This window comes from Halodurantibacterium flavum, from assembly GCF_042681825.1.
Lineage (GTDB): Bacteria > Pseudomonadota > Alphaproteobacteria > Rhodobacterales > Rhodobacteraceae > Halodurantibacterium > Halodurantibacterium flavum.
Map to the genome: position 1 here is coordinate 54,560 of NZ_JBHUGH010000012.1, position 14,492 is coordinate 69,051.

Here is a 14,492-nt window from a genome sequence, read left to right on the forward strand (position 1 = left end):
AAACCCGGATCAGACCCGAGGCAGGACCAGATCGAAATGTCTGGCCCAACCCGCCGTGACAAGCGGCGTCTGACGCCGGGGTTGCGCCGCTTGCGCAAGCTCCAATATCTTTGCCCTCCAGACATACTGGTCACCCGGGTCGAGGTAAACCGGATAATCCCCCGCGAACTCCCGGTAGATCGGCAGGTCGCAGCAAACCGCCGGCAGGCCGATCGACGCGGCCTCGAGCACCGGAAGACCAAAGCCTTCGACGAAGCTCGGGAAGAGAAGCGCATGCGCCCCCTGCATCAGCGCCATGACCCCCCCGTCGGTCAGGCCTGACAGTTCATGCACATGGCGCCCCATAAGGGGTGAGGTGTCGAGCCTGCGGAATACCTCTTCGTTCTTCCAGCCTCGTGATCCGACGATCAGCAGACCGGGCATCCGGTCATCGGGTAACGATGCTGCCATCCCGTCCCAGATATCCAGCAGAAGGGCGTGGTTCTTGCGGGGCTCGATGGTGCCGACCGTCACGAAGTAAGGGCGCGCCGGCGGCATCCCCGGCGGAAGGGCGCTGGGGTCGGCACCCGGGGGCGCATGGCCCAGATGCGCGACAAGGGCGGGCGGTATGCGCCCGGCCTGCGCGAAATGCCGTTCCGCATCCTGGCGGCTTTGGTCCGAGTTATAGATGACGAAGTCCGACATCGCCGAGACGCGCGTCAGAAAATCCGCGAAATCGCGCGTCGACCGGGGCGTGCTGAACTGGGGATAGTCGACCGGGATCGTGTCATGGATCAGGATATTGATCCGGAAACCCGCCTCTCGCAGCGTCCCAAGGAACAGATCGGTCAGGTTGCCATGGCTGACATTGATGTAGCTGCCACCCTGCGGGGCATGTCGGCGCAACATGCGTGCCAGACCCGAGGGACGACAGCGGGCCATCGCAATGCGGCGCGCGAAGGAATTCGCCTCTCGCTGGATCTGGTTCTGCTTGCGCATGAAACGCGAAAGGAAATCGGCCTGTCCGGGGCTTTTGCCAGACAGAACCATCTCGCGCAGCCTTGCCGCCCCGGCCCGATCCAGCAGCACATAAAGCGGTGAGGCGCGCAACAGCGCCAGAAAAGGTCCGGGCTGCGCGAGAAGAGCGTCGATATACGCAAGCTCTACCCGGTCGATCCCCGTCAGGGGATGGCGCGCCGTCCGTGACAGAAGGCGCGACAGGTCCAGAAGCCGCAAAGGCGGGGCCGCATTGCGCGCCCCGCCCGTTTCCCGATCCGTCATTGGGACGACTTATTCCGCCGCGCTTTGCACGCTGGTCATCTCGCGGAGGAATTCCGACAGTTCATCCCGCAATTCGTCGCGGGCAAGGCCAAAGGCCACCGTCGCCTGAAGGAAGCCAGCCTTGGACCCGCAATCGAACCGCTGCCCGCGGAAGCGGAAGCCATAGACGTTGTCGGTCTGGCTGATCTCGCGCGCGATGGCATCGGTCAGCTGAATCTCGCCGCCGGCACCGGCCTTGATCTCATTCAGGTTGTTCAGGACCGAGGGGCTGAGGATGTAGCGCCCGATCACCGCAAGGTTCGAGGGCGCCTCGCCGGCCTTGGGTTTTTCGACCATCCCGCGCACCGAGACGAGGGAGCCCATATCCTCCTTCACGTCGAGAACACCATAGGCCGAGGCCTTTTCAGCGGGCACTTCCATCGCGGCGACCATGTTGCCGCCGGTTTCGGCATAGGCCTCGACCATCTGCTGCAGGCAGGGCTTTTCGGCTGCGATCACGTCATCGGGCAGGATCACGGCAAAGGGCTCATCGCCGATCAGGCGGCGCGCGCACCAGACGGCATGGCCAAGACCCAGGGCCTTGTGCTGGCGCACATAGGCGATGGCGCCGCTTTCCATGTAGGTCGATTGCAGAACTTCCAGCAGCTGGTTCTTGCCGGCGTTGCGCAGCGAAGTCTCCAGCTCGGGCGCATTGTCGAAATAATCCTCGAGCGCGCCCTTGCCGCGCGAGGTGACAAAGATGAACTCGGTAATGCCGGCCGCTCGCGCCTCGTCGATGGCGTATTGGATGAGCGGGCGATCCACCAGGGTCATGATCTCCTTGGGAATCGATTTGGTCGCCGGAAGAAACCTTGTGCCAAGTCCAGCGACGGGAAATACCGCCTTGGTCACCTTACTTTTCATAACAACTCCGTATGTATGCCAGCCGCACGATGCACCCGCGCGGCGCTTTTCTGGCGGATGCAAAACGCCCGAGTCACCGGGAAGTTCCGAAACCAACCATACAACAATTCGTAAAACAATTGCGTTAGCTTTTAATAAAAGTGGAGATTCCTGAGCAGACAGACGCACTTGCCCCTTTTTCAGGCAGCTTTCCGCTCAAGCAGGGAAGAAGCTGCGCAGATGCGCCAAACGGTATCTCTCGGCACGGATGCGGTCGGCGACTCGCCACAGGCGGATCGGGGGCTGGTTGCGATCGGACGGCGAGATCAGGCCCCCCGACTGTTCCCATATCCCGTCCCGGCGCAGGCGCATCCGGTGAAGGCGCGGCGAGAGCGACAGGACCAGAAGCGTCACAAGCGCCCCCCCTGCCCGCAGTGTCCGCGCCCGGTCTTCGAGCCGATGCCGGTGCCGGGCGAGCCCTGCCACGAAATGATGCGGCCGCGGGCCCGTTCCGCCAAGCGCCGCAAAATCCCGTGCGGCAGGTGCCAAGGGCGGCGTCGGTTCAAGCGCACGCCCGGCCGCCGCGGTCATCCCCGCCTCAAGCGTATGCATCAGGCGGCGAACATCGCGGGGTTCCAGCCACCCCGCGACCATGAGCCGAAGGAGACGCCGCCGCTGTTCCTTCCTCAGCCGTTCGATCGCCCGCGCATGATCCCGCGCACCCGCATGTTTGCGCAGAAAGATCACCGAACTTGCGCCCACGTCAAAAAGGCTGCGTGGGACGCGCCCCGGCCCGCGACGGTCCCCGGGGGCGGAGCCGTGAATGACCTCGGCATCGGTCACGATGGCGGTCATGCGGCCCAGCGCGGCCAGCCGCATGTTCACGTCCGTTTCATCGAGGTAAAAGGCAAACGCCGGGTCGAAGCCGCCCATCGCCAGCAGGTCGCCGCGGCGAAAGGCGCAGTTCGTTCCTTCTGTCTTGATCGCCCGCCCCGGCGCGCCGCGATGAACCGAGATGCCCTGGGGCACGGAAAGCGCGGCGCCCGCGCCGGTCGCGTCGACCGTCTGCGCCTGCCATTGATAGGAAATGCCATTGCGCCCGCGCACAAACCCGCCCGCCGCCGCGACATCAGGGTCCGCGAATGGCCTGACAAGCCGCGACAGCCAGGATGGCTCTGCCACCGCGTCATCGTCGATATAGGCGATGATCCGGCCCGCCGCAGCGCCAATGCCGATATTCCGCGCGAGCGAGATATTGGCGATGTCGCAGGGCAGCAGAAGCCGCCCCTCCTTCGGCAGAACCTGCGCGGCGACATCAAGCCCTGCGGCATCGGCCACCACCAGAACCTCAAAGCCTGAGTGATCCTGCTGAAGCAAAGAGATCAGGCAAAGCCGCAGATGGTCTGGACGCCCACGACTGACCACGATCACCGACACGGTGTCGGAGGTCATTCCATTCCCATTTCGGCCATCATCGCCTCGATGCGCGGCACGTCCTCGGGGTTGTTCAACTCCCAGAACTGCCGCCCCTCCGCCCTGACCTCCACGCATTTCACGTGACGACCGTTTTCGAGGAAGCGCAACTGTTCCAGCCCCTCAAGCCGCTCCAACGGGCCGACGGGCCAGCCGGGATAGGCCGCCAGCGCATCCGGACGGTAAGCGTAGACGCCCACATGGTGAAAGACCGGTGTTTCCGCATCGGGCGCATAGTCGCGCCCGGTATAGGGGATGACCTCTTTGGAGAAATAGAGCGCCTGCCCGGAGGCCCCGAAAACCGCCGTTGTCCCGCCGACGCGCCCCGCGCGCCGGTCCTCGACCAGCCCCTGCAACGCCCGGCCATCACAGCGCAGAACCGGCGTCGCGATTTCCGCCGCGGGATCGGCCTGCAAGGCGCTGACCAACGCCTCGATGAACCAGGGGGGTGTGAGCGGCGCGTCGCCCTGCAGGTTGACCACGATATCCTGCGTGCCGCGCAGATGCCTGTAGGCCTCGGCGCAGCGCTCGGTCCCGTTGGCGCATTCCGCCGAGGTCATCACGACTTCGGCACCGAAAGCGGCGCAGGCCTCACGGATACGATCGTCATCGGTCGCCACCACGACTTTGTCGACGCCCCGGACGGCGATCGCCGCCCTCCAGGAACGCTCGATCAGGCTGCGCGACAGGCCACCCGCGCCCCGCAACGCGGCAAGAGGTTTGCCGGGATAGCGGCTCGAGGCGAAACGCGCCGGAATGACGACAAGAACGGACATCAGGGGGCCTGCAGCTCCACCCCGGGCGCGTAGGCGATGAAGAAGGGGTTGTCATAGCCGGGCTTGCCATAGGTGAGCGGGCTGTGGTCCTCAAAACGTACGACCTTACCCCCGGCACCCAGCAGAACCGCGTGGCCGGCGGCCGTATCCCATTCCATCGTGCGGCCAAGACGGGGGTAAAGATCCGCCTCCCCGGTCGCGACCAGACAGAACTTGAGCGACGATCCGGCGCTGGTCATGTCGCGCACAGCGTATTTTGCGATATAGGCATCCGTGGCCGCGTCGCGGTGGGACTTGGAGGCCACGACCATCAATGCCGTGTTATCGGGGTTCGTGACCGAGATGGGCCGCAATTCGCCCGCAGTCGGGCCGAAGGGGCCGGTTTCCTCGACCGACGATCCGTCTGCCGTGGTATAAAAGAGGCGGTTCTTGGCCGGCGCATAAACCACGCCAAGCTGCGGTACGCCATTTTCGACATAGGCGATGTTGACGGTGAAATCGCCACGTCGCTGCACGAATTCCTTGGTGCCGTCCAGCGGGTCGACGATGATGAAGCGATCCGCCCCCTGGCTGTGGGTAGAGGCCTGTTCCTCGGTGATCACGAGGATATCGGGGAATGCCTGCGCAAGGCCCTCGGCGATGATTGCATCCGCTGCCTCATCCGCAGCCGTCACGGGGCTGTCGTCGGACTTGGCGCGCACGTCGAAATCCGGCGCCTCATAGATTTCCATGATCTTCTCGCCTGCCTCGAGGGCAAGCGCACGAAAGCAGTCCACAAGATGTTGGCGGTTCACTCTGCCTCTCCCGGTTGTGTTCGCCTTGTCGGGCGCACATCGTGTTTCCCCCCTTCGCAAGTATTGCCAGCCGCGTTAGGATGGCAAGTGATGGATATGCAACAGCGTTGCGTTGCGGACTTGGCGCAGGATGATCGGAATGTTTGAAAACAGGCGCAACCGGACCAAGGTCGGCATCGCACTGTCGGTGCTTGAACTGATCTTTTATGCGACGGTCCGGGACATCCGCAAAGCCCACGGAAATGCGATCATCGGCCTGCTCAAGAGCATAATCCAGAACCTGATACTGGTTGTGGTGTTCTACTTCATGTTCTCGGTTCTGGGCCTTCGCGGGTCCGCCGTCCGAGGTGATTTCATTCTCTACCTTCTGTCGGGGATCTTTCTTTTTCTGACACACAATCAGGCCGTGGGCGCGATCCTGTCCGCCGAGGGGCCGACATCGCCGATGATGAAACATGCACCAATGAACACGATCGTGTCGATCACCTCCTCGGCGCTGGCTACGCTTTATATCCAGGTCCTTTCGCTGGGTGTCATTTTGCTGATGTACGACGTGCTGGTCAGCCCGCTCGAGATTTACATGCCGGTTGCCGCCTTCGGCATGTTTGTCATGGCGTGGATGTCGGGATGTGCCATCGGACTGATCTTTCTGGCGCTACGGCCCTGGATGCCCACGGTTGTCGGCATTGTCTCAACCCTCTATCGGCGGGCAAACATGATCACCTCGGGCAAGATGTTCCTTGCCAACAACCTGCCGGGCCATCTGATCGCGATATTTGCATGGAACCCCTTGTTCCACACGATCGATCAGGCGAGGGGCTTCACCTTCATCAACTACAACCCTCATTATTCCTCGGCCATGTACCCGGTCTATTTCACGCTGGCCTGTGTCGTGCTTGGCTTGATGGGCGAATTCTTCACGCGGCAGCGTGTTTCTGCGAGTTGGTCTGCCGGCCGCTGAACCGCGTAGCGCAAGATGGATCAGACCGCGTAGCGCAGGATCGCCGCGAGCGAGGCGTTCTGTGGCAGTTCTTCCTTGCGAACGGCCAGCACATGACCGCCGGACAGAATCACACGCCCAGCGATTTCACCGACCACGCCATAATTCGCCGCGGTTGATGCTGGTTCGAACGTGACCGCGCCCGTGGCCTCGTCAATCTCCCCCGGCACGACCTCATCGATGTCCACCATCAAGGTATCCACAGCACCTTGCGTCGCTGCTCGGGCGGCCTGGGCGATATCGCTGGTTGCCCGCCCGGCGTTTTCCCGTTCGGCATAGGTTTCATGAAACGCCCGGACCGTTTCACCGTGCAACCTGTCCAGAATGGGCCGCGCCGCATCGGCCAGCTCGGCAGGAGTTTTTTGCACCGGGCTGATCTCGATCATCTCGGTCGCGAGATGCGGATAAGTGTTCACCGAATGATAGATCGAGCGGAGCGGTTCTGCCGCAGCCAGAATCAGGGGCTCGGACCGACCGGCAAGGATCGGGCGCAGGGCCGCATCGACCTGCCGCGCAAAATTCCGCAGGAGGATTTTCTGCCCCTCGCTGCCGTGGATACGGCCCGACGCGGATCGGGAGTTTACAGATGCCGTATGGTTCGCATCCGCGGCACTGCGCGGTAGGTTCGCGACCCGCACTTCCTCTGCCGGAAGGTCGCCCGTGACTTCGATCAGCCGCACCTCGTTTTCGGCCAGAGCCAGCACGAAGGCATGTTGCGGCACGCTCATGGCGCGCAAAAGGGGCTTGATGTGAAACCGGTCGGAAACCTGCACAAACTCTGACAGGTTGTTCGGCAGGCGGAAGGTCTGCATCCGTTCGGGCGTCACGAAAATCGCGAGGCTGTTCGCCTGATGCGACCAGAAAAGGTCGTCGGCCACAAGATCCTGGACCTGCTCGGCGATCGACAGGACAGCGCGCTTGTCGGTGCCCGCCTGTTCCAGCTGAATCTCGGCTTCTTTCATGAGATGGCCGAGTTGCAGGCGCGCAGTCTCGATATTCTGGGTCTGGGGCGTGGTCTGAAGGTAGAACGAGACGCTTGCCTCATGTCGGGCGCTCACCAGTCGGCGAAGTTCGGGCTGGGTCGGGATATCGACGTAGAGCATGGTCTCTCCTTCTCATAACCTGTCGGGCCCATCCGGAAGATGTGCCGTTCCGGACAGGGAACGCCCGCAGGCCGGGTGGGGTTCCGGCCCGTCCCCCACCACCCCGCCCCGTTAGGCAGAGTTTGCCGGAAATCACGGCTGCGTGACGCTTGCAGCCCCTTTTGCGCCTGCCTATATACGCCGTGAGCCGGAATGGGCCGCCCGCAAGGGCACCGGACCGGAAGGAAGTTGGGATCGGAGGGCAGAAGCCGCAACTCGGGTCTGTCAGCCACATAATCGCCAAAGAAGAGGTGCATATCATGGCCAAAGTCATCGGAATCGACCTCGGGACGACGAACTCCTGCGTTGCCATCATGGATGGGGCACAGCCGCGCGTGATCGAGAATTCCGAAGGGGCGCGCACGACGCCCTCTATCGTCGCATTCACCGACAGCGAGCGTCTTGTCGGTCAGCCGGCCAAGCGTCAGGCTGTCACAAACCCCACCAACACGATCTTTGCGGTCAAGCGTCTCATCGGTCGCCGGTTCGACGACGCGGATCTTGCGAAGGACAAAAAGAACACCCCCTATTCCATCGTGAACGGCGGCAACGGCGATGCCTGGGTCGAGGTGAAGGGCGAGAAATATTCGCCCAGCCAGATCTCTGCCTTCATCCTGCAAAAGATGAAGGAAACTGCCGAAAGCTATCTGGGTGAAACCGTCACGCAGGCTGTCATCACCGTTCCTGCCTATTTCAACGACGCCCAGCGTCAGGCCACCAAGGACGCGGGCAAGATCGCGGGGCTTGAGGTCCTGCGCATCATCAACGAACCGACGGCCGCCGCGCTGGCCTATGGGCTCGACAAGAAGGAAACCCGCACGATCGCGGTCTATGACCTTGGCGGCGGAACCTTCGACATCACCATCCTTGAAATCGACGACGGACTCTTTGAGGTGAAGTCGACCAACGGGGACACCTTCCTCGGCGGTGAAGACTTCGATATGCGCATCGTCAGCTACCTGGCCGACGAGTTCAAGAAAGAGCATGGCGTCGATCTCACGCTCGACAAGATGGCGCTGCAGCGGCTGAAAGAGGCTGCCGAGAAAGCCAAGATCGAGCTTTCGTCCAGCCAGCAGACCGAGATCAACCAGCCGTTCATCTCGATGGACAAGAACACCGGGCAGCCGCTGCACATGGTCATGAAACTGACCCGCGCCAAGCTGGAATCCCTGGTTGCCGATCTCATCAAACGCTCGATGAAACCCTGTGAGGCCGCATTGAAGGATGCCGGTCTTTCCAAGGGCGATATCGACGAGGTGGTTCTGGTCGGCGGTATGACCCGGATGCCGAAGGTCGTCGAGGAAGTGACCAAATTCTTCGGCAAGGAGCCGCACAAGGGCGTGAACCCCGATGAGGTGGTTGCGCTTGGTGCCGCGATCCAGGCCGGCGTGCTGCAGGGCGATGTCAAGGACGTGGTCCTGCTCGACGTGACCCCGCTGAGCCTCGGGATCGAGACGCTGGGCGGTGTGTTCACGCGCCTGATCGACCGCAACACCACGATCCCCACCAAGAAGTCCCAGGTCTTCTCGACCGCCGAGGACAACCAGAATGCGGTGACGATCCGCGTCTTCCAGGGTGAGCGTGAGATGGCGGCCGACAACAAGCTGCTGGGCCAGTTCAACCTTGAAGACATTCCGCCCGCCCCCCGCGGCATGCCGCAGATCGAGGTGACGTTCGACATCGACGCCAACGGCATCGTGTCGGTGAGCGCCAAGGACAAAGGCACCGGCAAGTCGCAGAACATCACCATTCAGGCGTCGGGCGGGCTGTCCGACGACGATATCGAGCGGATGGTGAAGGATGCCGAGGCCAATGCCGAAGCCGACAAGCAGCGCCGCGAACTGGTCGAGACCCGCAACCAGGCCGAAAGCCTGATCCATTCGACCCGCAAGTCGATCGAGGAGCATGGCGACAAGGTCGATCCGTCTACGGTCGAGGCGATCGAGCTTGCCATCGGCGCACTGGAGGAAACCCTGCCGAACGACGATGTCGGCAAGATCAAGGGTGGCATCCAGAACGTGACCGAAGCCGCCATGCGTCTGGGTGAGGCCATCTACAAGGCGCAGCAGGAAGGCGCCGAAAGCGGTGGCGAAGACAATCCGCGCGGTGTCGATGAGGACATCGTGGATGCCGACTTCGAGGATCTTGGCGAAGACAAGAAACGTTCGTGACAGCGAACTGAACCGGGAAAGCCGGCCTGCTGTCGGGCCGGCTTTCGCGTTGCGGGGAAGGGCCATCCATGGCGAAGAAAGATTTTTACGAGGTGCTCGGCGTCTCCCGCGGCGCCTCGGCCGAAGAGATCAAGAAAGCCTATCGCGCCAAGGCAAAAGAACTGCACCCCGACCGGAACGCCGACGATCCGGGCTGCGAGGCGCGGTTCAAGGAAGTCAACGAAGCCTATGACGTTCTGAAAGACCCCGAACGCAAGGCCGCCTATGACCGCTTTGGTCATGCCGCCTTTGACGGCGGCATGGGGGGCGGTCCGCGCGGGCAGGGTGCCTATGCCCATGGGCAGGGCGACTTCGCCTCGGCCTTTTCGGACGTCTTCGAGGATCTGTTCGGCGACTTCATGGGCGGCCAGCGGGCAGGCGGGCGGCAACGTGCCGCGCGCGGGTCTGACCTGCGCTACAATCTGCGCATCACGCTGGAAGAAGCGTATAACGGCGTGCAAAAGACGATCACCGTCCCGGCCTCGACCGCCTGCGACACCTGCAACGGCACGGGCGCCGAGGGTGGCGCAGAACCCGTGACCTGCCCCACCTGTTCGGGAATGGGCAAGGTCCGCGCACAGCAGGGCTTCTTTACCGTCGAACGCACCTGCCCGACCTGTGGCGGCATCGGCCAGATCATCAAGAACCCGTGCAAGGTTTGCGGCGGCGCGGGCCGGATCGAGAAAGAGCGCGCCCTTTCCGTGAACATCCCCGCCGGTGTCGAGACCGGCACGCGCATCCGTCTTTCGGGCGAGGGTGAGGCCGGAATGCGCGGCGGCCCGTCCGGAGATCTTTATATCTTCATCGAGGTGCGGGAACATACGCTCTTTCAGCGCGACGGAATAAGCCTCTTCTGCCGGGTTCCGGTCAGCATGACGGCCGCAGCCCTTGGCGGAGAGGTCGAGGTCCCCACGATCGACGGCGGTCGCAGCCGCGTCAAGGTGCCCGCCGGCAGCCAGACCGGCAAGCAGATGCGCCTGCGCGGCAAGGGGATGCCCGCCCTCCGTGGCGGCAGCTATGGGGACATGCTGATCGAACTGGCGGTCGAAACCCCCGTTAATCTCACCGCGCGGCAAAAGGAAATCCTGCGCGAGTTCGAAAAGCTGAGCGAGGACAACAATCCCGAAGGCTCCAGCTTCTTTTCCAAGGTGCGCAGCTTCTGGGACGGGATGAAAGGCTGACGTTTTGCGGCCCGGACATCCGGGCTGCATTAACCGTTCCTTTACCGTCCTCTGCAAGTCTGGCCGCATGAGCCAGAACCATTCTTTCCAGGAAGCCCCCATACCTCTGTTCGAGGTGGACCCGGATGAAGCCGCGCCGGAACCCTTGGGCGCGCGGCTTCCGTCCTATATCCGGGACCACAGGAAAAGGCTGCGCACCCGCTTCATGGAAGGCGGCGCGCAGGCAATGCCTGACTATGAGCTTCTGGAGCTTGTGCTGTTCCGGGCGATCCCCCGGCAGGACGTCAAGCCGCTGGCACGGCAACTGCTCGACACGTTCGGCGATTTCAACCGCGTCCTGTCTGCCGCCCCTGCGCGCCTTCTGGCCGTTCCGGGCGTGGGTGAGGCGGTCGTCCAGGAACTGAAGATCGTCGAGGCGGCGGCCCATCGCCTTGCCCGGGCGAAGGTGATGAAACAGCCGGTTCTGTCCAGCTGGTCCGCCCTGCTCGACTACTGCCACACAGCCATGGCGCACCGGGAGACGGAGCAGTTCCGGGTTCTCTATCTCGACCGCAAGAACACGCTCATCGCGGATGAGGAACAGGCCCGCGGCACCGTAGACCATGTTCCGGTCTACCCGCGCGAGGTGGTGAAACGCGCGCTGGAGGTGAACGCCTCGGCCTTCATCCTCGTCCACAACCACCCTTCCGGCGATCCCACCCCGTCGCAGGCGGATATCACCATGACCATGCAGATCCAAGACGCCGCGCAGGCACTTGGCCTGACGCTGCACGACCATCTCATCATCGGGAAGGAGCGGGAACTGAGCTTTCGGTCGCAGGGCTATCTGTAGCGGACCCACGCCGAGATCATGATCGGTGTTGCCGCTCTGAGGCCCAACCGCGAGGGTCTCCATCCATATTGCCCAAGGGATGCGCGGCACTCACACCTGACATAGCGTTGATGAGGAGCGCGCGCCCCGCCTTCCTGCCGTTGTCACGCAAGTCAACTTGCTCAACGTTGAGACAATACCGTGCGGTCCTTCAACGCCCCCGCCCGAGGCCCCGTCAGGCAAACCTTCCATGGCAATGCTTGAACTTCTGGCCGGATCCGCAGGGGCAGGGGTCGTTGCGGCCCGGGTTCCCCCATGTTGCCGGGTCCGCCTCATCGAAACCCTCAACCAGCGGCGCGGGTGCATCTGACGGCTCGGGTGCCTTGGCGGCGCGGGACAGGGCGGCTTGCTGCGCGGCGATCTGGCGCAGCATCGTTTCCTGCTCTTCCTTGGTCAGGGGACGGATCTGGCCCAGCCGCTGCGTCACATCCACACGCAGGCTGTTCAACATGCTCTCGAACAGCGTGAATGCCTCGGTCTTGTATTCGTTCAGCGGATCGCGCTGCGCATAGCCTCGGAAACCAACGACCGAGCGCAGATGCTCCAGCGTCAGAAGATGTTCGCGCCACTTGCCGTCGATCGTCTGAAGAAGCAGCTGCTTTTCAATGTTGCGCATCGTCTCCGGGCCGAACTTTGCGGTCTTGTCGGCCATGAGTTCGTCAGAGGCTGCATAAAGCCGTTCGCGCACCGTATCCTGATCGACGCCTTCCTCTTCGGCCCAGCCGAGCACGGGAAGATCGAGCCCCAGACGCTCGCCAATGGCGGCCTGCAGGCTCTCCATCTCCCATTGGTCGGCATAGCTGCGGGGCGGCAGATGCAGGTCCACCAGATCGTCGATGACCTGATGGCGCATGTCCTGCACCATTTCCGAAAGATCCTCGGCCTCCATGATTTCGAGGCGCTGCGCAAAGATCACCTTGCGCTGGTCGTTCATCACGTCGTCGAATTTCAGAAGCTGCTTGCGGATGTCAAAGTTGCGCGCCTCGACCTTGGCCTGCGCCTTTTCCAGGGACTTGTTGACCCAAGGGTGTACAATCGCCTCACCCTCCTTCATGCCGAGCGTCGACAGAACCTTGTCGAGCCGGTCCGACCCGAAGATGCGCATCAGGTCATCTTCGAGCGACAGGAAGAAGGACGACCGGCCCGGGTCCCCCTGACGGCCCGACCGGCCGCGCAGCTGGTTGTCGATACGGCGGCTTTCATGCCGTTCCGTCGCCAGAACATAAAGCCCCCCGGCGGCAAGCACCTTCTGCTTTTCCTCTGCGACCTCGGCTTCGACACGCGCCCGCAACTCGTCCGGATGGGCGTCCGGATTTTCGTCGAGGGCCTGCATGACCTTCATCTCGACATTGCCGCCAAGCTGAATGTCGGTCCCCCGGCCGGCCATGTTGGTTGCGATGGTCACCGCGCCCAGCCGCCCTGCATCCGCAACGATCTGCGCCTCTTGTTCATGCTGGCGCGCGTTGAGCACGTTATGGGCGATGCCGTCCTTCTTGAGGAGATCGGACAGGAACTCGGACTTCTCGATCGAGGTGGTGCCGACCAGGATGGGCTGGCCCTTGGCATTCGCTTCCTTGATCGCTTCGACGATCCCGTCGAACTTTTCGCGCGCCGTGCGATAGACCTGGTCATGTTCGTCGATCCGCTGCACGGGACGGTTCGTCGGCACCTCCACCACGCCCAGCTTGTAGATCTCCATGAACTCTTCGGCTTCGGTCGCGGCCGTCCCCGTCATCCCGCCCAGCTTTTCGTAGAGCCGGAAGTAGTTCTGGAACGTCACCGAGGCGAGCGTCACGTTCTCCGGCTGGATCTGTGCGCCTTCCTTGGCCTCGATCGCCTGATGAAGACCATCCGACAGGCGGCGTCCCTTCATCATCCGGCCGGTGAATTCGTCGATCAGGACGACTTCGCCCTCGCGGACGATGTAATCCTTGTCGCGGGTATAGAGCTTGTGCGCCCGAAGCGCCTGCGTGACATGGTGAACGAGGGTCGTGCTTTCGGGATCATAGAGCGACTGGCCTTCCGGCAAGAGCCCCGCCACGCGAAGCCGCTCCTCGATGAAGTCGTTCCCTTCGTCGGTATAGGTGACGGTCCGGGTCTTTTCGTCGAGCGTGAAATGATCTTCGGTGATGCCGGGGATGATCGCGTCGATCTTTACGTAAAGCTCCGACCGGTCCTGAGACGGACCCGAGATGATCAGGGGTGTCCGCGCCTCGTCGATCAGGATGCTGTCCACCTCGTCGACGATGGCAAAGAAATGGCCGCGCTGCGCCATCTCGTCCAGCGACGATTTCATGTTGTCGCGCAGATAGTCGAACCCGAGCTCGTTGTTCGTCGCATAGGTGATGTCGGCGCGATAAGCGGCGCGCTTTTCGTCTTCCGGCTGGAAGGGGTAGACGACGCCGGTGGTCAGGCCAAGCTGCGCGTAGACCTTGCTCATCCAGTCGGCATCGCGCTTGGCAAGATAGTCGTTCACCGTCACGACATGCACGCCCTTGCCGGCCAGCGCGTTCAGATAGGCCGGGAAGGTCGCGACCAGCGTCTTGCCCTCGCCCGTCTTCATCTCGGCGATATTGCCCTGATGCAGGAAGATCCCGCCCATGAGCTGCACGTCGAACGCCCGGAGGCCAAGCGCCCTGCGCGCACCTTCACGGCAGTTGGCGAATGCCTCGGGCAAAAGATCGTCCAGCGTCTCGCCCTGGGCAAAGCGGGACTTGAACTCCGCCGTCTTTTCCTTGAGGCCGTCATCGGACAGGGCCTTGAACTCTGCCTCCAGATCGTTGATCCGTGCGACCAGCGGGCGGGTCGTCTTGACCTTGCGATCATTCGGGGTGCCAAAGACCTTTTTGGCGATAGTTCCGAGACCCAGCATGTTTTCTCCGCATGGCGTCGTTTGACAGGAT

At 62.7% G+C, this 14,492-nt stretch carries 11 protein-coding genes; 4 read left to right on the plus strand and 7 right to left on the minus strand.

All coding sequences use genetic code 11. The features are described from left to right. Positions 1-9: 9 nt before the first annotated feature. From ACFSGJ_RS15230 to cysQ, 5 genes are all read right to left on the minus strand, one after another. Positions 10-1,260, minus strand: coding sequence for a glycosyltransferase family 4 protein (locus ACFSGJ_RS15230; RefSeq protein ID WP_390263621.1), 1,251 nt, complete (start codon positions 1,258-1,260; stop codon positions 10-12). 9 nt (positions 1,261-1,269) lie between these two features. After that, positions 1,270-2,163: a UTP--glucose-1-phosphate uridylyltransferase GalU gene (gene galU / locus ACFSGJ_RS15235; RefSeq protein WP_390263623.1), complete on the minus strand. Its 894-nt coding sequence runs from the start codon at positions 2,161-2,163 to the stop codon at positions 1,270-1,272. 195 nt (positions 2,164-2,358) lie between these two features. Further along, positions 2,359-3,594, minus strand: coding sequence for a glycosyltransferase family 2 protein (locus tag ACFSGJ_RS15240; protein WP_390263626.1), 1,236 nt, complete (start codon positions 3,592-3,594; stop codon positions 2,359-2,361). Further along, positions 3,591-4,391 (minus strand): 3-deoxy-manno-octulosonate cytidylyltransferase, encoded by an 801-nt coding sequence (locus ACFSGJ_RS15245; RefSeq protein WP_390263629.1) that lies wholly within the window; start codon positions 4,389-4,391, stop codon positions 3,591-3,593. The genes ACFSGJ_RS15240 and ACFSGJ_RS15245 overlap by 4 nt, the downstream gene beginning before the upstream one ends. Then, positions 4,391-5,185 carry a 3'(2'),5'-bisphosphate nucleotidase CysQ gene (cysQ, locus tag ACFSGJ_RS15250; protein ID WP_390263632.1) on the minus strand — a complete coding sequence of 265 codons (795 nt, stop codon included), beginning with the start codon at positions 5,183-5,185 and terminating at the stop codon, positions 4,391-4,393. Before cysQ ends, ACFSGJ_RS15245 begins: the two co-directional genes overlap by 1 nt. Before the next feature lie 139 nt (positions 5,186-5,324). Here cysQ and ACFSGJ_RS15255 point away from each other — a divergent pair, with 139 nt between their 5' ends. Continuing rightward, positions 5,325-6,146, plus strand: a complete 822-nt coding sequence (locus ACFSGJ_RS15255) for an ABC transporter permease (protein WP_390263635.1) — start codon at positions 5,325-5,327, stop codon at positions 6,144-6,146. Between the two features lie 20 nt (positions 6,147-6,166). Here the strand turns inward: ACFSGJ_RS15255 and ACFSGJ_RS15260 are convergent, their stop codons facing one another. Next, entirely contained in the window at positions 6,167-7,288 is a 1,122-nt protein-coding gene (locus ACFSGJ_RS15260) for a baeRF11 domain-containing protein (RefSeq protein ID WP_390263638.1), read from the minus strand. A gap of 299 nt (positions 7,289-7,587) precedes the next feature. Here ACFSGJ_RS15260 and dnaK point away from each other — a divergent pair, with 299 nt between their 5' ends. The 3 genes from dnaK to radC all read left to right on the plus strand — a co-directional run bounded on the left by dnaK (position 7,588) and on the right by radC (position 11,550). Further along, positions 7,588-9,498, plus strand: a complete 1,911-nt coding sequence (gene dnaK / locus ACFSGJ_RS15265) for a molecular chaperone DnaK (protein ID WP_390263641.1) — start codon at positions 7,588-7,590, stop codon at positions 9,496-9,498. 68 nt (positions 9,499-9,566) lie between these two features. After that, a complete protein-coding gene (gene dnaJ, locus ACFSGJ_RS15270; protein ID WP_390263644.1) occupies positions 9,567-10,718 on the plus strand; it encodes a molecular chaperone DnaJ in 1,152 nt (383 codons plus the stop codon). A 67-nt stretch (positions 10,719-10,785) separates the two neighbouring features. Next, a complete protein-coding gene (radC, locus tag ACFSGJ_RS15275; protein ID WP_390263647.1) occupies positions 10,786-11,550 on the plus strand; it encodes a RadC family protein in 765 nt (254 codons plus the stop codon). 214 nt (positions 11,551-11,764) lie between these two features. On the opposite strand, the gene secA is transcribed toward radC, so the two are convergent. Continuing rightward, positions 11,765-14,461, minus strand: a complete 2,697-nt coding sequence (secA, locus tag ACFSGJ_RS15280) for a preprotein translocase subunit SecA (protein ID WP_390263650.1) — start codon at positions 14,459-14,461, stop codon at positions 11,765-11,767. Positions 14,462-14,492 lie beyond the last annotated feature (31 nt).

Bases quoted from the DNA above. Each gene is read 5' to 3' on its own strand.
- ACFSGJ_RS15230 (WP_390263621.1), bottom strand. From the start codon at position 1,260: ATGACGGATCGGGAAACGGGCGGGGCGCGCAATGCGGCCCCGCCTTTG.
- galU (WP_390263623.1), bottom strand. From the start codon at position 2,163: ATGAAAAGTAAGGTGACCAAGGCGGTATTTCCCGTCGCTGGACTTGGC.
- ACFSGJ_RS15240 (WP_390263626.1), bottom strand. From the start codon at position 3,594: ATGACCTCCGACACCGTGTCGGTGATCGTGGTCAGTCGTGGGCGTCCA.
- ACFSGJ_RS15245 (WP_390263629.1), bottom strand. From the start codon at position 4,391: ATGTCCGTTCTTGTCGTCATTCCGGCGCGTTTCGCCTCGAGCCGCTAT.
- ACFSGJ_RS15255 (WP_390263635.1), top strand. From the start codon at position 5,325: ATGTTTGAAAACAGGCGCAACCGGACCAAGGTCGGCATCGCACTGTCG.
- ACFSGJ_RS15260 (WP_390263638.1), bottom strand. From the start codon at position 7,288: ATGCTCTACGTCGATATCCCGACCCAGCCCGAACTTCGCCGACTGGTG.
- dnaK (WP_390263641.1), top strand. From the start codon at position 7,588: ATGGCCAAAGTCATCGGAATCGACCTCGGGACGACGAACTCCTGCGTT.
- dnaJ (WP_390263644.1), top strand. From the start codon at position 9,567: ATGGCGAAGAAAGATTTTTACGAGGTGCTCGGCGTCTCCCGCGGCGCC.
- radC (WP_390263647.1), top strand. From the start codon at position 10,786: ATGAGCCAGAACCATTCTTTCCAGGAAGCCCCCATACCTCTGTTCGAG.
- secA (WP_390263650.1), bottom strand. From the start codon at position 14,461: ATGCTGGGTCTCGGAACTATCGCCAAAAAGGTCTTTGGCACCCCGAAT.